We start from the raw sequence: 21,446 nt of genomic DNA on the forward strand, positions 1-21,446 counted from the left end.
ACCCTCCCTCCACTTTTTTAGATATATTATTTTCTTAGTTTTGATTTTATTTTATTTTTAAGAGAATCTAATTTTTTTTCATCTTTTATCATCTTTGTTGCAATCCTTCTACCTAGATATATCAAATACCATTTAAAACTAAAGCTAACTTCTCTCATGCCGTATTTATATTTTAGTGTCTTTAGTGCTTCATTCATTTTCAATAAATTTGCTTTATTTGTAGATATTGCACTCTCATCTTTACCATATTCATGCCCTTTGGTAGAGCTAAAAAAGCATGTATCATTATGCGGTGGAACATAAGTATTGATATTTAGATATTTTTTTAGTGCAAAAGAGAGATAAACATCTTCTGCAACATTATTAAGTTTATAGAATTCATTTGAGCCAATCCACATAGCACCTAAATAGTCTTTCTTCAAAAACCAACAATGCCCTGCAAAATCAACTCTAATTGTTTTTTTATTTCTTAGGGCAAAAGGTGGATTATCATTCCAACCAATAGTGCGATGCGCTAAATCAAATGGATATTTATCTAAGCTATTTGATAAGATTCCAATACCGCCATAAAGCCCATCTTTTTTTAAAGTTTCATAATGACAATTTTCTAAATAGCGATATGCTGGAATCGTATCATCATCAAAAAAGCAAATATATTTACTTTTTGAGAGCAATCCACCAGCAAATCTTCCCCAAACACCTACATTGTAATTTACTCTAATAATATTATCAAAGATAGATTCTAAATCTTTTGGAATCTCTTCTTCTATAACATCAGAATCCTTTTTATTTGGAGTATCAATAAATAAAATAAGTTCTTTTGGCTTTATAGATTGATTTAAAAGGGCATTGACTTGCTCTTTTAATACATCACCTCGCTTATATAAAGTAAATACTACGCTTACATCACAATTAAAATCCTCATACATATAGCAATTTCTACTACCAAAAATAGAGTGCCTATCTTGATATGGACGAGTCACTTCCTTGTGGTAATAGCTATCAATGCTACTTCCAAAATCAACATAAGTATTATTTGGATTGTCTAAAAACAACTCTTTTATAATAGGAGAGCTCATCGGTCCTGCACTCACAACAAAAAGCAAATCTCTACTATCTTTAAAATCACTTTTTATAGAATCTATCATCTCTCTTGCGTGATTCTCCCAAAAACTAATACAATCATTATCGATAGCATAATGTTTTATTATGTTTAGATTCCCGATTTTTGCACCACTTGCAGAAAAATTTGCTATTAGAACAGCATCTCTTTTAATAAGCTCAAATTTTGATTTGAAGTATTTAAAATTGCAATTCACCCATATATTTGAAAATGTAATATTTGAGCTTTTTATTCTACTGCTATACCAATAATAAGCTTCTCTATCACAACAAGGACAAGGAATAGCATAATAAAATTTGTCATCTTCTACATCAAGAGAATTATAAATACTAACTCCAAGCTTTGATACATAATTTGGTGATACCCATTTTTCTTGTGCTACAACAGACCTACCAAGCATTATTGCATGCTCACCATCAGCATTTCTAACAAGTGCAAAATTCTCTTTTTTTAGAATCTTGTCAATAAAAAAATTTAATTCTCCATCTAATCTCTTTAGCTTATACCCTCTTATATAGGGATTTAGAATCTTTGAAGTTATATAAAAATTATAAAGATGATTAATGATGATATAAAAAAAACGGATTTTATAGAGTTTTTTTATGATTTTTTTCAAGAAGTTTGCCTTTTAAGTGAATTTTGTAAGAAATAAATACAAAATTCTACTAAAAATTCCTCTATTTTTAAATCTAAATTCATTTTTTGACCAATTGCTATTTAAAATATAGCCTAAATATTCATTTTTTAGATTAGATATATTATTTCCACTTAATCTATCTAAAATATATTCTGCTTTTGTATGATACATCTTAAAAAATGGCTCGATTGCGACTTCTTTTATCAAAGATACTTTTTGAAAATATGCATTATACCAAGTGAATTCAAAAGGGGAAATCTCTAGCAAATCTATATAGCTAAGATTTCTTTTTTTCATAAAATCATCTCTAAAACTACATAGAATCTTATGTGAAAAAATTTGACCATTATGACTTGTCCTAAGCCTAGAATCTTCACATCCTACAAAATCAAATATCTTTTTTATAAAATATTTTCTCTCTTTTGCAAAATTTATATAATAATTTTTTGAATGCAAATCTTTATCTTGCACAAGAATGATATATGGCGTAGTTTCATCATAGAAAAAATCATCTCTAGAAAAATCTTTAATAAATATAGTATCACTATCAATACACAAATAATGCTCTGCATATTCATATTCAAAAAATGTGAGTTTTGAGATTTCTTGATTTAAATATCCGCTACTTAGACCATTTTTTCTTTTTGATTTTATTAAATATGGGTATGCAAAATCACTATCTTTTATAATTTTTATACAATCATCTTCAAACTTTTTAAAATCACAAAATGATATTAGATTCTGCCCCCCCCCATTTCTATCATAGCTTATATTTTTTTCATCATAAATGCTTTCATCTTGGATTGCAACTACAAATGGAATCTTATCAATATTATGTCTTTTAAAACTCTCTATCATAAGAGTAAATGCTTTGTAATCCTTATTATAAGTGATACAAAAAAAGCAAAAATCTCTCATTTATTATCCTTTAATTTTGAAATACAGCTTTGAAGCAAAGTAATAGAATCTTCATTTAGCTTTTCATTTAATGTATGTAAATTAAATTTTAGATTATTGTATTTATCTGTATTAATAAGTTTTATTGCATATTTTAGGGCTTGATATAAACTAGAATCATAAAAAATTGCATTATTGTTATCAAAACCAAAACTCTCACCAAATTTTTTATTAATCACAAATGGCAAATTATACATTAGGCTAAATTGTCTAAGTCCGCTAGTGCTATTGTATAAATAATGTTTATGTGCAAAAGAATCAAAAAATCCAAAAGTATAATGTGGATTACTTGATTTTAAAATCTCATGCAATTCTAATGTAGTTGGATTTTTGAAAAATGATATATATTCTTTAAATCTCAAATCTTTAAATTCATTTCTGCCAATTAAAATAAATCTAAAATTATTAATATTATCTTTTAATAGATCTTCTATTGCTTTGTATAATTTTTCTCTAAAATTCCTATGATACAAAGGAAAACCAATGCTAATAAAAGTAGCAATATCATTTTTGATAAATTTAATATCAATTTCTTTAGAGCAACTAAGTGTATTTGATACAGCCATGCCCCTAAAGTTTAATTTTCTTAAAGCAAAATACCTACCTTCTTTATAATTAGGCATATCTCTAAATTTATAAATATCGCTTATGGTGTGGTAGATTCCAAGGATTCCATATTTTGCATTGATGTTTGCAAGTGTTTTTATGTGATGTTGTGTTTTTAGCGATAAAAACATAGTATTAAAAAATACAAAATCATATTTGCTTGTATCTTTAAGTAAATCTAAAATCTGCCTTAATTCCAATTTTATAGCATTTTGGTAGCTAGATTCTATTCTAACTACTACATCTACTTCATATCCCAAGCTTTCAAAATAATAAATTATAGAATCTAATAGCTCAAGATGAAAATTATTTAACTCCAAGATTAGAATCTTGCTTTTTGATTCTATATAAAAATCTGATTTAGGAAGAGAATCTAAGAATACTAAATCACTTTTTAGATTCTTTTTGTAATTTAAAAATCTAAAAAATCTATTTTTTGTAGCATAAAATAAATCAAGCAAAAAAACTATCATAATTTTTTTATAAAATTCACTATCTTCTTAGCGCTATTTCCATCACCAAATACAAGTGGATTCTTAGGATTTGCCATCTTTTGATATATTTTAGGTTTATTAAACAAAGATAATACAGATTGAATGATATTTTCTTTATTTGTGCCAATTAATCGCAATGTTTTGCATGATAGTGCCTCTTTTCGCTCTGTTTTGTTTCTAAGTATCAAAGTTGGTTTATGCAAATATGTAGCTTCTTCTTGAATCCCTCCGCTATCAGTTAATATCATATAACTTTTATACATCAAATAAAGAAATTTTTCATAGCTAAGCGGCTCTATTAGGTGGATATTATCGATATTTCCTAGAATCTTTCTCATAGGAATTTGTATATTTGGATTTAAATGAAGTGGATAAATAATAGAAATATTTGGTAATTTTAGTGCTATTTCTTTTAGTGCATTTGCTATATTTTCTATCTCTACTCCAAAACTCTCTCTTCTATGTGCAGTAACTAAAATAAATTTAGAATCTAGCAATTCACCCAATCCCATAGATGAAATAATATTTTCTTTATATTTTTTATCTTGTTTGATTTTATTTAATGTTATCTTCAAAGCATCAATCACGCTATTTCCAACAATTCTAATATTTTGCTTTTTTACTCCATCTTTTATTAGATTCTTATATGCTAATTTAGTCGGGGCAAAATGATAAGTAGCGAGTTTTGTTGTAAGCTCTCTATTTATTTCTTCTGGAAATGGATTTTATTTATCAAAAGTCCTTAGTCCTGCTTCAATATGAGCTATTTTTATCTTAAAGTAGAATCCTGCCAAAGCAGATATAAAAGTCGTGGTTGTATCACCATGAACAAGTATCAAATCGGGATTAAAATCTTTTAAAATCGGCTTTAATTTTATTAATATATTTGTGCTAATGCTAAAAAGATCTTGAGATTCTTGCATGATATCTAAATCATAATCTGGAGATATATCAAATATTTTTAGCACATCATCAAGCATGCTTCTATGCTGTGCTGTGATACAAATCTTTGTATTTATAGATTTCTCTTTTCTTAATGCTTTGGTTATAGGATAAAGCTTTATTGCCTCGGGTCTAGTGCCAAAAATTACTAAAACTTTTTTCATAGGCTACTTCTAAATTGAACTTATTTTAAATTATTTTGTGATTAAATCTATATTATAAAAAAATATACATAAAAAAAGGTTGATTATATTGAAAGCTTTAAATAAAGAAGAAGAAGATGTGATTTTACATAAAGGAACAGAAATGCCATTTACTGGTGAATACAATGATTGTTTCAAAGATGGAATCTATGTTTGCAAACAATGCAGAGCACCGCTATATGATTCAAAAGATAAATTTGTATCAGGATGTGGATGGGCAAGTTTTGATGATGAAATACCAAATAGCATAAAAAGAGAAATTGATAGAGATGGAGTTAGGATCGAGATTGTGTGTGCTAATTGCAATGGGCATTTAGGGCATGTATTTTTAGGCGAAAAATTCACACCTAAAGATACTAGGCATTGTGTAAATTCAATATCACTAATATTTATTCCAAGAGATAAGATTAATTAATATTTATTTTTTAATGCAGCTTGTGCTTCTCTATCAAGCATTTTTTTCTTTATACTTTCTCTTTTATCATATAGTTTTTTACCTTGTGCTAAAGCAATTTCTGCTTTTAAAATATTTTTTTTATTAAAATATAGACTTAATGGAACTATCGTATATGTTTTTTGTGATACAAAAGAAAATAATTTATTAATCTCTTTTTTGTGCAATAATAACTTTCTAGGGGCTTTTTCATCTGGCTTAAAATACGCATTTGTAGTATTTAAATGTGATATATGTGTATTAAATAAAAAAGCTTCATTTCTTATTATCCTAACAAAGCTATCTTTTATATTTACTTTTTTTGCCCGAATTGCTTTTACTTCAGCACCGCTTAGAACAACACCTGCTTCAAATCTATCAATGATAAAATAATCAAATAAAGCCTTTCTATTTGTGGCTACAATATTTCGCATAAATTCCTCACTTTAGCCTAAAAAAGCTACTTCCACTTCCGCTAAAAAAATATCCTTCTTTACTATAAGACAAAAGCTCGCTATAAACCCTAGTAGCTGGTAAATATAAATCATTTAATAATTCAATAGAAAAATTTTTTAATAAATCAAGTGATTTTAAAGAAGTCATTTTTTTTGCAAGATCAAAATCTACTCTAAAATCTTTTTTAAATTCAGCAAATACTGCATTTGTATGAGAATCTATTGGTGGAGTAAAAATCTCAAATTCTAAGTTTTCTTCTACAAATTCTTCTATAATATCACCAAAACCAGATACATTGCTACTTGTATAATCATATATAAAAAAACTCACATCAGCACCGACTTTTGAACCAATATTTGCTAAAGTAGTTTTATCAAACCCAAGCTCTAAAATCTCATTTATTGCAAGCAAATATACTCCCGCATTTGAGCTTCCACCGCCAAGCCCTGCAAAAATAGGAATCTTTTTATCAACGCTAATGCTAAAAGATTCTAGATATTTGGATTCTTTATGCCTTGATTTATTTTTTAAATATTCTTGCATAGCTAATTTTGCTTTAAATATCGTATTTAAATGCATAGGACATGCAAAATTACCATCCAAGCTAAAACTCTCACTACCTCTAATCTCTAAAGTATCAAAAAAACTATTTTGCACTTTTATATAACGAGATAAAATATCGCAATAACCATTAGGTAAAATCCCTATAATTTTAAAAAAAATATTTATTTTTGGATAAGAAATGTAGGTTTTAGTCATCTTTTGTTTTTTAAAATCTCTCTTATACTTGTTAGATTTTTATCTTCTATTTTATTTGATGCCTTGAAGTTTTCTCCAATAATAGCATCTTTTAACTCACCACGCAGTATAACCTTATTTTGTGGAGCTTCAAATCCAAGTTTTACTATTCCATTTTGGATAGATACAATCTTTATGCTGATATTATCACCAATTATTACTTCCTCATTTACTTTTCTTGATAAAACTAACATTTATAATCCTACATTATTTAAAATATATCTAATTTCTCCAAAATCATTAAATTCAATTATAGAGAAAAAATCTGTAAAAATAGCTATATATCTACAATTTTTAAGAATTTTCAAATTTCTTGTATTGATAGTTTTTCCACATCTCATATCATTTTCATACAAACTCAAATCAATTCTAGGATAAGTTATAAAATCAAGTGGATTAAGAAATTTATAATTATCAAATACAAAATCCCCCTCACTAACTCTAACTAAATTTGATAAAGCTCCATCTACTTCTAATTTTTGTGCGATTATCTCACCAATTGAGCGAATATAAGTGCCATTTGATACACTAATTTTAAAACTTAAAAATGGATGAGAATAATTTAAAATAGAAATATCAAATATCTCACTAGTAATTGCTTTTAATTCTACTTCTTTATTTTCTCTAGCAAGTTTATATGCTCTAATGCCATTAATTTTTTTTGCACTAAATTTTGGGGGCTTATATGTTATTTTGCCCTTTAGAGAATCTAGCACCTCTAATAATTTTATTTTTGGAACTGGCTTTGTTATTTCTATATTTGTGATATTTTCTATATCAAGGCTGCTAGATTTAGCTCCAAGCCAAAGCGTGGCAATATAAGTCTTTTTTGATAAATCAAAATGAGAAAAAAGCTTTGTATAGCTTCCACTTGCTACTACCAAAACACCGCTTGCAAATGGATCTAAGATTCCGCTATAGCCTATTTTTTTTAGATTCATTTGATATTTAATTTTTTGTAAAAATTTATTTGAACTCAAAAAAGGCGGCTTTTTTGCGACAAAAAGTCTATTCAATACTAATTTCCAATTTTTTTATAAAAGCACTAAAAATATCACGCAATTTTATAATATCATCTATCTTGCTATTTTCATCTATTGCATGAATGCTAGCATTTAAAAGTCCTAGCTCTATTACCTCGATTCCAAAACTACTAAAATATCGTGCATCACTTGTCCCACCACCTGTATCAAGCTTGCAATCTATATTTACTACCTCCATAATTGCAGACTTTATAGATTCTATTAGAATCTTAGATTCTGTAATAAATGGATATGAACTCTGCTTTAACTCCAAAGAATAAGGCAAGAGATTGAATACATTATCAATATATCTTTTTAGACTTTCTTGTGTAGTAAGGGGATTGTTTCGCACATTAAACATAATTTCTAAATCATTTGGAGTTACATTTACAACACCCATTCCAGACTTAATATTTGTAATAATTAATCTACTTTCCAAAAAATTATCATCTCCACTATCAAGTGCGATATTTGAGAGTTTTGGAAGTAGCGGGGCTATTAAATCTATTGGATTTATACATTTATTTGGATAGGCTACATGACCTTGCTTGCCCATGATTTTTAACCTACCATTAATAGAACCTCGTCTGCCAATTTTTACTACATCACCTAGAATCTTATTTGAAGTTGGTTCTGCAACAAGTGCAAAATCAGGCAAAAAATCTATATTTTTTAAATGCTCTAGCATTATTTTTGTGCCATAGATTCCTTCACCTTCCTCATCGCTTGTAAGCAAAATAGATAGAATCCCGCTAAATTGTTTTACTTCTTTTATAGCATATACAAAGCTAGCAACTCCACCTTTCATATCGCATACACCACGGCTATAAATCACATCATTATCAATTACACCACCAAATGGCGGATAGCTCCAGCCTTCACCACTTGGAACTACATCTATATGCCCAGCAAAACAAAGATGGATTTTGGGATTTTTATTTGCTGAAAAATCTTTATACAAAAAGATGTTTTTTACTCCATTTTTATCAAGTCTAATTACTTCAAAATCACTCAATTCTGCCTTTATCAAATCAAAGATTCCGCATTCATTTGGAGTAATGCTCTCTTTTTGTAATATTTGTATTAAAAAATCTATCATATCATTTTGCATTTTATTCCTTTAGAATCTATTCTTTTATGGCGATAAATGTAGCAAAATTTGCAAAACGAAAAATCATCTCTACACTTCCAAAGCCAACTTTTTTTAAAAGTGCAATATTTTCTTCTTGTGTATATGGAATAAGAATATTTTCTAATGCTTCTCTTTTTTTGCTTATTTCAGTATTGCTATAGCCCTGCTCTTTTTTAAAATTATGATAAATATCTATTAGCTCTTTATCTAGCCATTTATTATTTGAAATAAGCTTTTCACTTAAAATAAAAATACCATTTTTTGGTAATGAATTATATATTTTTAAGAGTAGATTTTCTCTATTTATAGGGCGTATAAATTGAAGTGTGTAGTTTGAAATAACCACATCAAAATTAAAATCAAAATCCAAAATATCAGCTTGAATAAAATTGATATTTGCACCATAAGCTTTTGCTTTTGCTTTTGCAATATCTAACATGCTAGAAGAATTATCAATCCCACTTAATCTTACATCGCTAAGATTCTGACTTAACTCTAATAATAAATTCCCAGTAGAACAGCCCATATCACATAATGAATTGATTTTTTTTGATTTTAGAATCTGCGAGATTAGATGAATATTATCACGATAATATGGAATAGACCTAGTAGCCATATCATCAAATACGGCAGCAACTTCGCTATTAAATGAAAATTTTTGATTTATTTCTTTTTGAAAAATTACATCAATATTATTTTTTTTCATTTTATTATCTTTAAAAAATATTTATTTTATTTTGTATTTCTAATATATCTCTAGCAATATTTATATCGTTTGTGATTTGCTCTTTTAGTAGTGCAAAAGAATTAAACTTCTGATTGTCTCTAATTTTTTCTACAAAATATATTTCTAAGATATTTGGTGGATTTTTTATGTTTTTATCAATTATATGTGTCTCGATTGCAAAGCTCATATCGGTGCTAAATCTATGTCCTAAAAATGAAATAGATTTAAATATTTCGCCATTTATTTTTGTATATGTTACATATACTCCATCTTGTGGCAAGACATAAACATCAGCTTTAATATTTATCGTAGGAAATAATAAATCACTTCCAATCCCCTGCCCGCTAATAACTTCACCCTCGATACAATAAAAACGTCCAAGAAGTTTATTTGCTAATTTTATATCTCCATCTAAAAGATATTTTTTAATATGTGATGAATGGATAGGAATACCATCAATGCTCATTTCGCTAATGATTGTTGTAGTAAAATTTGATATATTTTCTATATCTTTTGCACTATAAGCTCTATTTTTTCCAAACCTAAAATCACCACCAACGATAATATGCTCTAAATTTGGCAATTTATCTTTTAACATTTCTAAAAATTCTATACCACTTAAGCTACTAATTTCATCAAAATCAATATAATAAATCTCATTTTGTGAGTAATTTTGACGCTTATCATATGGAAGCATAAAGCCATATAAATTTGGAGGCATTTTTATTAAAAGCACGATTCCATTTTCATCTAATTTATCTAGTATAGCTTTGTGTGCTAAGTGCATACTATCAAATTTACCAATAGCAATAGATTTTATATTAGCATTTTTTGATATTAATGAAAATTTCTTCATTTCCCTCTTTCCCTTTTAGCTTAGAAGATTCTACATTTAAGATAAGAAAGCCATATTGCTTTAGTAAAGCTAATATTTCATCTAATGCAGAATCTATAGCTTCTTTTTGCATAACTACTCCTTTTTTATTACGTTTAGCATTTTTACCTACTTCAAATTGCGGTTTAAAAAGCAGTAGTGCCTCTCCACAAAGTAATCTAAAAATAGAATCTAAAATATTTTTAATTGATATAAAAGAAACATCACAAACAATAAAATCAAATAAATGCAAACTATTAAACTCTCTAATATCGCAAGATTCAAAAAGATTTATTTTTGGATTATTTCTTAGTGAAACATCTAGTTGATTTCTCCCAATATCAACGCAAGTTACACTTTTGGCGTTGTATTTTAGTAAAACTTGAGTAAATCCACCCTTAGAGCTACCAATATCTAATACATTCATATTACTAAAATCAAGATTATGAGATTTAATATAATAATCTAGTTTCTCCCCTGCTCTACTTACAAAAACTTCTTTTAGAATCTCTATTTTATAATCAGAATCAACAATAAAACTAGGTTTTAATACAATCTTTCCATCAACTTTAATAAAACCACTCTTTATTAATTCATTTGCTTTATTTCTACTTTGAACAAAATGATTTATAAATAAAAAACTATCTAATCTCATTTTGGTATTGTAACTTGAATCTATATATAATTTAAAGATTAATATATAAAGGCATTTATAAATCCTGCAATACAAAAACAAAATAATTACAGGAATTCTAAATTTTTATCTAAAGTAGTAAGGTTTATAAATATAAAATTATAGTTTCATTTCAAAGACTTGATAAGTAAAATCAAAAATCATACTTCCAATAGTATCTATTTCTAAATGTAATTTTAAATCTTTCTTATTGTATTCATTGATATCACTAAATGCTACTAAAAATAATTTACTCCATTTATTTGATACATTAATCACATTATCAAATTCATCTTTATTCACTTCACGTGCCCATAAGAAATATTCATTATCTGTGATACTAAAATGCATATAATCTATAAATGGAATATCAAGTTCGCTAAAAATTTCTATAAGAAAATATTCTCTTGTATTGTATATATCTGGATTGACATTATTTAGATATGTAGCAATAACAACCATAGAAACTTTATCATCAGTTATAATCTCTGCTTTTCTACTTGATAAAATCTTCTTTTCAGCTAAAACTTCTGGCTTAAAGCTATCTTTGTAAAAACCACAACCACTAAATAAAAAACACAATAAAATAAAAATATTTTTCAAATTCAAAACTCTTTTAAATGGCTTTTGGTATGATTTTATCATCTTTTTGTTTAAGGGTAATGATGTTAGAACACCTAATTAGTACAGAGGATTTGAATCTAGAATCTATCAATGAAATCATAAATAAAGCAATACAATACAAAAAAAGCAGTGAAATCACACAAACTTTGCTAAATAAGCTAATAATTACAATCTTTTTTGAAAATTCTACACGAACACTGAGTAGTTTTGAAATCGCTGCAAAAAGGCTTGGAGCAAAAGTAGTAAGACTTGATATTCACAAAAGCTCTACACAAAAGGGTGAAACAATAGCAGATACCGCAGCAAATATAAATGCTATGAGTCCAAATGCAATTATCATTCGCCATAGCAATGCAGGAGCTGGAAACTATCTAGCAAAATATGTATCTTGCCCAATTATAAATGGTGGAGATGGTGCCCATGCTCACCCAACACAAGCTTTACTTGATGCTATGACTATGAAATTACATTTTGGAGATTTAAGCGGGAAGAGGATTGCAATTGTTGGAGATGTGATAAATTCTAGAGTAGCAACAAGTGGTATAGATCTATTTAAGAGATTGGGTATGAAAGTGATTTTGGTAGCACCGCCTCATTTTCAAAGCTTATTTAAAGAAGAAGAGAATCTAAAAAAAGTAGATAATATAAAAGATATTATAGATGATTGCGATATTATTATGAGCCTTCGCACACAGAGTGAAAGACATAACTATCAAATCTATAGCTCGCTAAAAGATTATGCTTCAAGATTCTGTATTACAAAAGAATTACTAGGAAATAGGGATATAATAGTCTTACACCCTGGACCAGTTCATAGAAATATTGATATTGATGATGAAATGTTAAAAGATAGTAGATGTAAGGTTTTAGACCAAGTATCAAATGGTGTATGTATAAGAATGGCAGTTTTAAATAAATTTGCAAATTTAAAATAATTTTTAAAGGATTATATGATGATTATAGCAGTTTTATGTGGTGGAAGTGGCACGAGACTTTGGCCTCTCTCAAGAGAGCTTATGCCAAAACAATTTGTATCATTAATAAATGAATCTCTATTTCAACAAACAATTTTAAGAAATCTTACCCTTAGTGATAATTTTTGCATTGTTACAAATGATAAGCATTATTTTTTGGCATTAGATGAAATAGAAAAAATCAAAGAAGATGCAAATATAAGCAATACCAAATTTGATTATATCTTAGAGAGTGTATCAAAAAATACAGCTGCAGCATTGCTATTTGTAGCACTAAATGCAAAAGAAGATGATATTATATTAGCACTTCCAAGCGACCATATCATAAAAAACACAGAATCTTACAATAAAGCGATTTTAGAGGCAAAAGAGCTTGCAGAAAATGGTAATATCGTAGTCTTTGGCATAAAACCAACAAACCCAAATACAGGCTATGGATATATAAAAGATAGTAAAAATGGTATAGAATTTTTTGAAAAACCAGATAAAGATAAGGCAAAGCAATATGTAGAATCTAAAGAATATTATTGGAATAGTGGCATGTTTTGTTTCAAGGCTGGTGTGCTAATTAATGAATTTAAATTATATAAGCCAGATTTACTTTCATACTGCAATATTGCTCTAGATTCTGCTACAAAACAAAATAATTTTAAATTTTTAAAAGAAAAAGATTGTATTAATATTGAAGAAATCAGTATTGATTATGCCATTATGGAAAAATCAAAAAAGCTAAAATTAGTAAAAAGTGATTTTATTTGGAATGATGTAGGAAGCTTTGATGCACTAAAAGATGAATATCCAAAAGATTCTAATAATAATGCTTCAAATACAGAGTTGATTGCAATAGATTCTACTAATAATTTTATTCTTTCAAATAAATTTATAGCTACAATAGGAATAGATGATTTAATAATTATTGATACCACAGATTCACTTCTTATTAGTAAAGCAGGAGAAAGTCAAAAAGTAAAAGATATAGTAAAAATTCTAAAATCAAATAATAGCCCACTTGCACAAATCCATAGCACCGCTTATCGTCCTTGGGGAAGTTATAGCGTCTTGCTTGATACACAAAATTATAAAATCAAAAAAATTGTTGTCAAGTCAAAAAAACGACTAAGCTTACAAAAGCATTTTCATAGAAGTGAGCATTGGATTGTAGTAAGCGGTAGTGCTATCGTAACACTTGGTGAAAAAGAATTTTTTCTAAAAGCAAATGAAAGCACATATATTCCAATGGGACAAGTTCATAGGCTTGAGAATCCTGGAAAAATAGATTTAGTAATCATTGAAGTGCAAGTTGGGCAATATCTAGGTGAAGATGATATAGTGCGGTTAGAAGATGATTTTAATAGAAAATAAAAACTTAGATAAATTATAAGAATCTAGATATTTTTTAAAATATAATTTTAACTATTTCCCCTATTTAAAGGGGTGAAATTAAAATGTGTAATTATAACCTATAGAAACAATATAATTGCTAAGTTTTACTGAACCATTCATATTAGGCATAATGCTATTTTCAATTTTATATTTATAGCTAACTAGTGGAATTTTTACTCCGATACTAAAGTCATGATCATCATCTGCATGTAATAACAAACCAAGATTAATAGGCAAAGCAAATCCACCTTTTTGCTCATTTCCAAAAGTCATACTTGCTAGTGTATATTTTGGCTTATATGAAACATATCCTGCCCCAATACCCAAATAAGCACCAAATAAATCCGTAAAATCATAATAATAATCCGCATTTAATGTAATCATTTGAGAAGATATAGTAGCTTTCATATTTCTAAGCAAACTTGTTCTTTTGCCATATGATTGACTATAGTTATATTCTAAATACAATTTAAACCCATCATTTGGACCTAAATCATCTTCATATCCTGCATTGACACCTAGGTTATAACCAATACCTGTTTTTGGAAAACTATCTTTCATAGCACTAAGGGCGCCATTATATTTTGGGGTTGTGATTGGAACACCAGCACTCACGCCCGCAAATATACTTTCAGCATGTAATCCTAGGGCTAATAATGAAATTAAAAATACTTTTTTAAACATTTTTATCCTTTTATTTTATTTTTTTAAAAGAGCCAATAATATCTAAAATAAATAAAAATTTATATACTATCATCATATGGATCAAGGTGAATTAATATAGCCCACTTATATTCATCACTAAGATTCTCTATACTTTTTTCAATATCATTTGATATAGAATGAGCATCAAATAAAGAAATATTATCATCAAATACCAAATGACAAGATAGAAAAATAGTATTTCCGCTTATCCTGCTTTTAAAATCATGATAGCTTGCAATTTTGTCATTTTTATCCAAAATATCTACAATAGATGTAAATAATTTATCATCAATTGACCTATCAAGCAGCATAAAAAAGGCTTTTTTTGCGATCTTAAAGGCATTAAAACAAATATAAATTCCTAGCAATACACCTACGATACTATCAAACTCTTCAAATCCACTAAATTTCACAATAAAAAGTGAAATAATGATTGCTAGATTGCTTAATAAATCTGTCTTATAATGCAGAATCTCAGCTTGCAATATAAGATTATTTTGTTTTTTTGAAATCATATTTAAATATATCACAATGATTGCTGTTAAAATGATAGAAACCATCATGATAAATAAGCCTTGATTTACATCATTTATGCCTTCATTATTGATAAATTTTATAATCGATCTATAGATAATGTAGATTCCAGAGATAAATATAAAAACCCCTTCAAAAAGTGATGCAAAACCTTCTAACTTTCCATATCCATAATTAAAATATCTATTTGATGGAGATTCTATTTTTTTGATAGCAAAAAAGTTTAGCAATGAAAACAAAACATCAAATAATGAATCAATCGCAGAAGCAAGAATGACAACAGACCCGCTAATTACAGCAAAAATAAGCTTTAATATAGCTAGTATGAATGCAGTAAAACTAACAATTAAAATTGTATGTTTTATAGTTGCCAATCATACCTCCTTTTTAGAATCCTCTGTAAAATGTAAGATTATCTTAATAACAATCATAAACAGCACTGCCTCAAGCATAGCACTAAGCACAAAAGAATAATATTGTTCAATTTGTAAAGCACCGATATTTAATCCAAGTGTAGCCATAGCAATAAGAAAAGTAAGTGGCATTGCATCACTTAGTGCAAATAAAAATATACTTTTTACATTTTTAAAATATGAATTAAACACAAGACTTGCTGAAATGATTCTAATAATTATCATGATTACACAAATTTGCAAAGCATGCAAAACGATACTTTTATCAGCAAAAATCAGCTCAAAATCTAAAGTTGTTCCAATATAAACAAAAAATAGCGGTATTAAAAATCCAAATCCAAATTCATTTAATTTATGATGAAGTTCTTTTTTATATTTAAAATAATTAGAAATAATAAGCCCAGATAAAAATGCTCCAAGTGCAGGCTCAATATGCAATAGTGAAACAATAACAACCATAATCAAAAATAGCATCATACTATATCTTATATCTTGATTAGATTTACTTGAATCTGGCATAAAAAGCAATCGTAAATCTGGAAACCACCAAAAAATAATATTAAATATTTGAAACAAAATTATCATAATTATTAAAAATACAATCAAGATTCCAAGTGATTTATATAGCTCAACACCCATTCCAAATGAATAATATCCATTTAAAACTACAAGCATTAAAATACTTACTAATTCCCCTATAATTCCTATCTTTAGGCATAAATTTAGCCAATCATATTGCTTGCCATATTCTTGAATAAGCATCATAATCATACCAAGAGACATAATAGGAAATGCGACAATATAAATTACTGGTAAATCAAGAAGTAAAATCACCAAACAAGTGACAGAATAAAGTATGAAAAAATACATCGCAACTTGTTTTAAAAAACTTTTTCCCATCACCTTAAAGCTTTTTAAATCAACTTCTATTCCAGCCAAAAACATCAAAAATAAAAAACCTATTTGTGCTACTTCTTTTACAGAATTAGATTCTATTATGATGCCTGAATTTATCGCTAATGCACCAAGCAATATCTCTACTACAACAACTGGAATCTTAATTAGATTATTAATCATGGGGGCAACAAAAACAAGCACTGAAATGATTGCAAAAAATACCAAATCTTGCATTATAAAAGCACCTTTAGCACTGCTTTTGGGTATATTTCATATTCTAAAGCATGAATCCTATTTTCAAAAGATTGCAAATCCTCGCCATCTATTTTTTTTATCACATCTTGTTCTATTAACTCCCCAGAATCTAGCTCATTATTTACATAATGCACGCTTACACCAGCTATTTTCATATCACTTTTATAAGATTCTAAGATTCCATTTGCACCTTTAAAAAGTGGCAATATAGATGGATGGATATTAATTGTCTTATAAATATTTATAAAATCATCGCTAAGTATGCGCATAAAGCCTGCTAATATGACTAAATCAATATCATAAGGTTTTAGTATTTCTAACAATTTTAAATCATAATTTTCTTTATTTTCTTTGCTTGCTAAAACTTCACATTTTAGCCCAAGATTTGCACATCTTGTGATACCATAAGCATCTTTTCTACTACTTATTGCAATCTTAAAATCAATCTTAATATCACCAAAAGTTTTATTATGCAATTTCAAATAAAGATTCTCCATATTGCTACCATTGCCACTAAATAAAACTGCAATATTTTTTATCTTCATTGTTTTAACCAAATAACTCCCCTCTAGTCTTTTTAAGCCTATTAATCACCTTGCATATTGCCTTATAATCATATTCTTCATCATCGCTTATTTCATCAATCAAATCTTCATAAGCCTCAAGTGCTTGTTTCATACAATCATCTCTTACACCAGCAAGGCTTAGTGCTGCCATCAAAATAATGATGATTTCATCTAATAATTCATTTTTACTTATTTGTTCCATCCTATTCCTTTGAGTGAATCAAATTTATGACTTGTTCTTTTGCTTCCTCATATAAAAATGTTTCTTTAAATCCATCAAATTTGCCACCTGCCGCATTTTTGTGTCCGCCACCACCAAAAAGATCTTTTGACATCATACTTACATCACAATTACCATTTGCACGAATTGATACATTTCCTTTTACGCCAATATCTATAAAAAAATCAAACTCACTATTTTCTTTTAAAAATAGATTTGCAAGGATTGAGATTCCACCGATTGAATATGTAAGCAAGCCTTTTTTATCTTTGTAAAAAATACTATATTCATCTTTATTTTGGCTTAATAATTCTGTTTGTTTATTAGAGAGAATCTCTTCCATAGTTTGCGTATTTACATCACCACCAAGTAAAGTTTTTTTGAATAAGAAAATATTATTATCAAAATTTACATTTGCATTTTCTCTAAGATTATTATTGGAATCTAATAAATATTTTTTTGCTTCATAAAGCATATTGAATTTAAAAATCCTATCATAATCATCAAATATAAACCTAGTAAATTCCCTACTTTGAGCAATCATACCAAGAGCAACTTTACCAAAATCAAAAGCAAAACCATCTTCTTTCCAAGTATCAGCAGAATTTATCATCTCTACAAATGGATCTAGCCATGCTATTTTTTCATCAGATAATTTGTATTCATTTTTTAATACATTAAATGCAATCTTTGAAGCACAAATACTAGAATCTAGATGATACCACTCAAAACTATCTGCACAATCTTTCCCACTTATATGATGATCAAGTAATTTCAATCTAACATTTTTATTTGACATATTTAATGCATTTACTTCATGGATAAGAAATTTTGCTTCATTCATATTCAAATTCAAGTCAGTAATAAGTATCAAAAAATCACTTTTAGATTCTCTTTTTATATTATCAATAATATTCCTTAGTCTTACTTCTACTTCTTTACCATAATTTGCATTGTAGAATCTAATATCATCAAATATTTCTTTTGAGACTAATTGTGCTCCATATCCGTCTAAATCAATATGTGATAGATGATGAACTTGCATTGCTATCCTTTTTAGTTAAATTTTAATTCTAAATTACCCAGAATCTCACATTTTGCATTGCTACTTATTTCACTATGACCTATTACTTTTATAGCTAGTGCATTATTTTCCATTTCTTTTGATAGAGATCTTCTAAGTGTAGTGCTTACAAGTAATATTGGCACACTATGCAAACTTTGAGCTTTAGTAATAGCTGCATCGATTGTATTTCGTAAAACTTGTGTCTCACCTATACTTAAAACGAGTTTCTTTCCATAAGGTTGCATATCTTTTAATCTAGATAGTAAATAATCTTCGCTTTCTTGAGACATTATAAATAATTTTACAATACCATCATCATCTTTTAGCATATTAGTAATCACTCTTGATAACGCACTTCTGACATAATCCATGATGATAGGCACACTATTTTGAGCTCCAGGAGCTACCTCTACGATAGTCTCTAATATTGTAAGCATATCTTTTATAGGTATTTCATCGTGCAATAATTCTTTTAATACTTGATGAATCACACCTAGTGGAATCTTCTCACTATCTGCAACAAGGCTAGGAAAATCATCTTTTAATCTATCTATTAGATTTTTTACATCTTGTCTTGTTAATATATCTTCAGCATAGTATTTAATGATTTGTGAGATATGAACACTTATAATATGAGCACTATCTACAACCGTGTATCCTGCAATAGTGGCATCATCTTTGTCTTTTTTTTCAATCCAAAGTCCATCCATATTGAGTGCAGGATCTTTTGCCTTTATGCCTTCTATTTCTGTTATATCCATACCTGTTGAATTAATAGCTAGAAATTTATCTGGCATGACCTCACCCTGCCCTACACTAATGCCTTTTAGCAGAATCTCATAGCCATTTGGTGAAAAATCATAACTTGGATTTGCTTTGATTCTAATGTGTGGCACGATAAATCCATACATTTGGGCGATATTTTCTCTAACACCGCGTATTCTTTCAATTAGTGGGCTATCTGGATGTTCTGCTAATTTTGTAAGCCCGTAGCCAAGAGATAATTGCAAAACATTTATCTTTAGTTTATCATTTAGGCTTGCTTGCTCTTTTAGTCTTATTTGTTCTTCTAATTCTCTTATACTCTTTGCACTTCGTGGCTCTTTTGCTATTTCTTTTGGCATTTGTTTTACTTGAGGTTTAGATTCTATATCTATTTTTTTAAATAGCCATTTTTTGATATTTGAAAATACATTATCCTTATCTTGTGAGCTAAGCAAATAACTCATTATAAGAAAAATAAATCCAACAAATCCAAGCGAAAGAGCAGGAAGTCCTGGAATAAAAGCAAAAAATACTAATATTCCGCCAACAATTAATAGAATCTTGCTGTTTCCTAAAAGCTGATTTACTACACCAGAAGCAAAATCTTTTTCCTCGCTTTTTGTAGCCCGAGTGATTACTATACCTGTGGCAGTAGATACTATCAATGCTGGAATCTGAGTGACTAAACCATCTCCAATTGTAAGTATAGTAAATGTGCTTGCACTATCACTTATAGGCATGCCATGACCAAAAGTTCCTATCAAAAAACCGCCTATAATATTTACAAAAGTGATTATTATCCCTGCGATTGCATCACCTTTTACAAACTTTGATGCACCATCCATTGAACCATAAAAATCAGCTTCTTGAACTAGAATCTCTCTTCTTTTTTGTGCTTCTTCTTTATCTATCAAACCAGAATTCAAATCTGCATCTATTGCCATTTGCTTACCAGGCATTGCTTCCAATGTAAATCTAGCTTGCACTTCTGCAACCCTTGTAGAACCACTTGTAATAACTATATAATTTACAATCACAAGAATAGAAAATACAATAATACCAATTACATAATTGCCACTAACTACAAAATGTCCAAAAGCACTTACAATCTCGCTTACATTCTCAACACCCAAATGCCCATTGCTAAGTATCATTCTAGTAGTAGCTACATTTAAAGCAAGTCTAAATAATGTAATCATAAGTAGCAATGTAGGAAATGCCGAAAAATCTGTAGGTTTAGAGATATATAATCCTATCAAAATAATTAATACTGATAATGCTATAGAAATCGTCAAAAACAAATCAAGTAAATAGTTAGGCAATGGGATGATAATAATTGCCAAAATTGACATAATAAAAAATACTACAATCAAATCTTTAGAAGCAAAAAAACTCTTAAAAATAGGACTAATCGTATTTATCAACTGCCCTCTACTTTTTGCCACGCTATAAACCCCGTTTATTTTAAAATTAAGAGTTGAGATTTTAACAGCTTTGAATTAAATCTTTGCTTTTTTAAATCATTTTATAGTAGAATTTCAACTTTAAAATTTATACCAATCAGGAGAAGGTCAAATGGCTTTAGATTCGGCGAAAAAACAAGAAATCATCTCTAAATTTTCAAGAGGAGAAAAAGACACAGGTTCAAGCGAGATTCAAATAGCTTTACTTACACAAAGAATCTCAAATCTAACAGAACATTTAAAAATGAATAAAAAAGATCATTCAAGTAGATTAGGAATGCTAAAATTAGTAGGACAAAGAAGAAGCTTACTAAAATACCTAAAAAGAACTAAATACGATAGATATACAAAACTCATAAAAGAACTAAATCTAAAAGATAAATAAATGGTAATTAGCTCAAATATTAAGTTTATAATTTATATTTGAGTGGTGTTTTTATAGCTTAGCTTATTTTTTTGGATTGTAGCATAGATTTAGATCCAATTTTAGATTCTATTGCTATA

General features: G+C 28.1%; 23 protein-coding genes and 1 pseudogene. 4 read left to right on the plus strand and 20 right to left on the minus strand.

Translation table 11 applies throughout. The annotated features are described in order from the left end of the window. Positions 1-26: 26 nt before the first annotated feature. The 4 genes and pseudogenes from CQA42_RS04630 to wecB form a co-directional block, all read right to left on the minus strand. Positions 27-1,739, minus strand: coding sequence for a glycosyltransferase (locus CQA42_RS04630; protein ID WP_115583537.1), 1,713 nt, complete (start codon positions 1,737-1,739; stop codon positions 27-29). Between the two features lie 12 nt (positions 1,740-1,751). Beyond that, complete coding sequence (locus CQA42_RS04635) at positions 1,752-2,678, minus strand: hypothetical protein (protein ID WP_115583538.1); 927 nt, start codon at positions 2,676-2,678, stop codon at positions 1,752-1,754. Next, positions 2,675-3,796 carry a hypothetical protein gene (locus CQA42_RS04640; protein ID WP_115583539.1) on the minus strand — a complete coding sequence of 374 codons (1,122 nt, stop codon included), beginning with the start codon at positions 3,794-3,796 and terminating at the stop codon, positions 2,675-2,677. The genes CQA42_RS04635 and CQA42_RS04640 overlap by 4 nt, the downstream gene beginning before the upstream one ends. Next, positions 3,793-4,923: pseudogene (gene wecB / locus CQA42_RS04645) on the minus strand (non-hydrolyzing UDP-N-acetylglucosamine 2-epimerase). Before wecB ends, CQA42_RS04640 begins: the two are co-directional and overlap by 4 nt. A gap of 88 nt (positions 4,924-5,011) precedes the next feature. Here wecB and CQA42_RS04650 point away from each other — a divergent pair. Continuing rightward, positions 5,012-5,377 carry a methionine-R-sulfoxide reductase gene (locus tag CQA42_RS04650; RefSeq protein WP_115583540.1) on the plus strand — a complete coding sequence of 122 codons (366 nt, stop codon included), beginning with the start codon at positions 5,012-5,014 and terminating at the stop codon, positions 5,375-5,377. On the opposite strand, the gene smpB is transcribed toward CQA42_RS04650, so the two are convergent. The 9 genes from smpB to CQA42_RS04695 form a co-directional block, all read right to left on the minus strand. Then, positions 5,374-5,829, minus strand: a complete 456-nt coding sequence (smpB, locus tag CQA42_RS04655; protein ID WP_115583541.1) for an SsrA-binding protein SmpB — start codon at positions 5,827-5,829, stop codon at positions 5,374-5,376. The genes CQA42_RS04650 and smpB overlap by 4 nt on opposite strands. A 7-nt stretch (positions 5,830-5,836) precedes the next feature. Further along, positions 5,837-6,610: a 4-(cytidine 5'-diphospho)-2-C-methyl-D-erythritol kinase gene (locus tag CQA42_RS04660; protein WP_115583542.1), complete on the minus strand. Its 774-nt coding sequence runs from the start codon at positions 6,608-6,610 to the stop codon at positions 5,837-5,839. After that, the gene (csrA, locus tag CQA42_RS04665; protein WP_115583543.1) at positions 6,607-6,843 is read right to left on the minus strand and encodes a carbon storage regulator CsrA; all 237 of its coding nucleotides are present in this window, start codon (positions 6,841-6,843) and stop codon (positions 6,607-6,609) included. Before csrA ends, CQA42_RS04660 begins: the two co-directional genes overlap by 4 nt. Beyond that, positions 6,844-7,665: a tRNA pseudouridine(55) synthase TruB gene (gene truB, locus CQA42_RS04670; RefSeq protein WP_115583544.1), complete on the minus strand. Its 822-nt coding sequence runs from the start codon at positions 7,663-7,665 to the stop codon at positions 6,844-6,846. Next, positions 7,658-8,782: a succinyl-diaminopimelate desuccinylase gene (gene dapE / locus CQA42_RS04675; protein ID WP_115583545.1), complete on the minus strand. Its 1,125-nt coding sequence runs from the start codon at positions 8,780-8,782 to the stop codon at positions 7,658-7,660. Before dapE ends, truB begins: the two co-directional genes overlap by 8 nt. Positions 8,783-8,798: 16 nt before the next feature. Next, entirely contained in the window at positions 8,799-9,509 is a 711-nt protein-coding gene (gene cmoA / locus CQA42_RS04680; RefSeq protein ID WP_115583546.1) for a carboxy-S-adenosyl-L-methionine synthase CmoA, read from the minus strand. A gap of 10 nt (positions 9,510-9,519) precedes the next feature. Next, a complete protein-coding gene (locus CQA42_RS04685; protein WP_115583547.1) occupies positions 9,520-10,386 on the minus strand; it encodes a bifunctional riboflavin kinase/FAD synthetase in 867 nt (288 codons plus the stop codon). Further along, entirely contained in the window at positions 10,352-11,059 is a 708-nt protein-coding gene (locus CQA42_RS04690; RefSeq protein WP_115583548.1) for a TlyA family RNA methyltransferase, read from the minus strand. Before CQA42_RS04690 ends, CQA42_RS04685 begins: the two co-directional genes overlap by 35 nt. Before the next feature lie 138 nt (positions 11,060-11,197). Beyond that, positions 11,198-11,680 (minus strand): hypothetical protein, encoded by a 483-nt coding sequence (locus CQA42_RS04695; protein WP_147289258.1) that lies wholly within the window; start codon positions 11,678-11,680, stop codon positions 11,198-11,200. Between the two features lie 59 nt (positions 11,681-11,739). Between CQA42_RS04695 and CQA42_RS04700 the strand changes: the two genes are divergently transcribed. Both CQA42_RS04700 and CQA42_RS04705 read left to right on the plus strand, forming a co-directional pair. After that, positions 11,740-12,636 (plus strand): aspartate carbamoyltransferase catalytic subunit, encoded by an 897-nt coding sequence (locus tag CQA42_RS04700; protein WP_408941437.1) that lies wholly within the window; start codon positions 11,740-11,742, stop codon positions 12,634-12,636. Positions 12,637-12,654: 18 nt separating this feature from the next. After that, entirely contained in the window at positions 12,655-14,037 is a 1,383-nt protein-coding gene (locus tag CQA42_RS04705) for a mannose-1-phosphate guanylyltransferase/mannose-6-phosphate isomerase (protein WP_115583550.1), read from the plus strand. Between the two features lie 78 nt (positions 14,038-14,115). Here the strand turns inward: CQA42_RS04705 and CQA42_RS04710 are convergent, their stop codons facing one another. From CQA42_RS04710 to flhA, 7 genes are read right to left on the minus strand one after another with little or no spacing between them, the layout of a single operon-like run. Then, positions 14,116-14,742 (minus strand): outer membrane beta-barrel protein, encoded by a 627-nt coding sequence (locus tag CQA42_RS04710; protein ID WP_115583551.1) that lies wholly within the window; start codon positions 14,740-14,742, stop codon positions 14,116-14,118. 59 nt (positions 14,743-14,801) lie between these two features. Further along, entirely contained in the window at positions 14,802-15,671 is an 870-nt protein-coding gene (locus CQA42_RS04715) for a cation diffusion facilitator family transporter (protein ID WP_115583552.1), read from the minus strand. Beyond that, positions 15,672-16,841: a cation:proton antiporter gene (locus tag CQA42_RS04720; protein WP_115583553.1), complete on the minus strand. Its 1,170-nt coding sequence runs from the start codon at positions 16,839-16,841 to the stop codon at positions 15,672-15,674. It abuts the gene before it with no gap. Further along, on the minus strand, positions 16,841-17,407 hold the full coding sequence (purN, locus tag CQA42_RS04725) for a phosphoribosylglycinamide formyltransferase (protein WP_115583902.1): 567 nt from the start codon (positions 17,405-17,407) through the stop codon (positions 16,841-16,843). The genes CQA42_RS04720 and purN overlap by 1 nt, the downstream gene beginning before the upstream one ends. 4 nt (positions 17,408-17,411) lie before the next feature. Continuing rightward, positions 17,412-17,630 (minus strand): hypothetical protein, encoded by a 219-nt coding sequence (locus CQA42_RS04730; protein WP_115583554.1) that lies wholly within the window; start codon positions 17,628-17,630, stop codon positions 17,412-17,414. Position 17,631: 1 nt separating this feature from the next. Further along, entirely contained in the window at positions 17,632-18,693 is a 1,062-nt protein-coding gene (locus CQA42_RS04735) for a DHH family phosphoesterase (RefSeq protein WP_115583555.1), read from the minus strand. Positions 18,694-18,704: 11 nt separating this feature from the next. After that, positions 18,705-20,924, minus strand: coding sequence for a flagellar biosynthesis protein FlhA (gene flhA, locus CQA42_RS04740; RefSeq protein WP_258865571.1), 2,220 nt, complete (start codon positions 20,922-20,924; stop codon positions 18,705-18,707). 130 nt (positions 20,925-21,054) lie between these two features. On the opposite strand from flhA, the gene rpsO reads away from it, so the two are divergent. Next, positions 21,055-21,327 (plus strand): 30S ribosomal protein S15, encoded by a 273-nt coding sequence (rpsO, locus tag CQA42_RS04745; RefSeq protein WP_115583556.1) that lies wholly within the window; start codon positions 21,055-21,057, stop codon positions 21,325-21,327. Positions 21,328-21,446 lie beyond the last annotated feature (119 nt).

The sequence above is a fragment of the Helicobacter sp. MIT 99-5507 genome, assembly GCF_003364295.1.
Taxonomy (GTDB): Bacteria; Campylobacterota; Campylobacteria; order Campylobacterales; family Helicobacteraceae; genus NHYM01.

Coding starts and splice junctions, on each gene's coding strand:
- smpB (WP_115583541.1), bottom strand. CDS start 5,829: ATGCGAAATATTGTAGCCACAAATAGAAAGGCTTTATTTGATTATTTT.
- rpsO (WP_115583556.1), top strand. CDS start 21,055: ATGGCTTTAGATTCGGCGAAAAAACAAGAAATCATCTCTAAATTTTCA.
- CQA42_RS04635 (WP_115583538.1), bottom strand. CDS start 2,678: ATGAGAGATTTTTGCTTTTTTTGTATCACTTATAATAAGGATTACAAA.
- CQA42_RS04730 (WP_115583554.1), bottom strand. CDS start 17,630: ATGGAACAAATAAGTAAAAATGAATTATTAGATGAAATCATCATTATT.
- CQA42_RS04685 (WP_115583547.1), bottom strand. CDS start 10,386: ATGAAGAAATTTTCATTAATATCAAAAAATGCTAATATAAAATCTATT.
- csrA (WP_115583543.1), bottom strand. CDS start 6,843: ATGTTAGTTTTATCAAGAAAAGTAAATGAGGAAGTAATAATTGGTGAT.
- cmoA (WP_115583546.1), bottom strand. CDS start 9,509: ATGAAAAAAAATAATATTGATGTAATTTTTCAAAAAGAAATAAATCAA.
- CQA42_RS04690 (WP_115583548.1), bottom strand. CDS start 11,059: ATGAGATTAGATAGTTTTTTATTTATAAATCATTTTGTTCAAAGTAGA.
- CQA42_RS04735 (WP_115583555.1), bottom strand. CDS start 18,693: ATGCAAGTTCATCATCTATCACATATTGATTTAGACGGATATGGAGCA.
- CQA42_RS04660 (WP_115583542.1), bottom strand. CDS start 6,610: ATGACTAAAACCTACATTTCTTATCCAAAAATAAATATTTTTTTTAAA.
- CQA42_RS04720 (WP_115583553.1), bottom strand. CDS start 16,841: ATGCAAGATTTGGTATTTTTTGCAATCATTTCAGTGCTTGTTTTTGTT.
- CQA42_RS04705 (WP_115583550.1), top strand. CDS start 12,655: ATGATTATAGCAGTTTTATGTGGTGGAAGTGGCACGAGACTTTGGCCT.
- CQA42_RS04700 (WP_408941437.1), top strand. CDS start 11,740: ATGATGTTAGAACACCTAATTAGTACAGAGGATTTGAATCTAGAATCT.
- CQA42_RS04710 (WP_115583551.1), bottom strand. CDS start 14,742: ATGTTTAAAAAAGTATTTTTAATTTCATTATTAGCCCTAGGATTACAT.
- dapE (WP_115583545.1), bottom strand. CDS start 8,782: ATGCAAAATGATATGATAGATTTTTTAATACAAATATTACAAAAAGAG.
- CQA42_RS04640 (WP_115583539.1), bottom strand. CDS start 3,796: ATGATAGTTTTTTTGCTTGATTTATTTTATGCTACAAAAAATAGATTT.
- purN (WP_115583902.1), bottom strand. CDS start 17,407: ATGAAGATAAAAAATATTGCAGTTTTATTTAGTGGCAATGGTAGCAAT.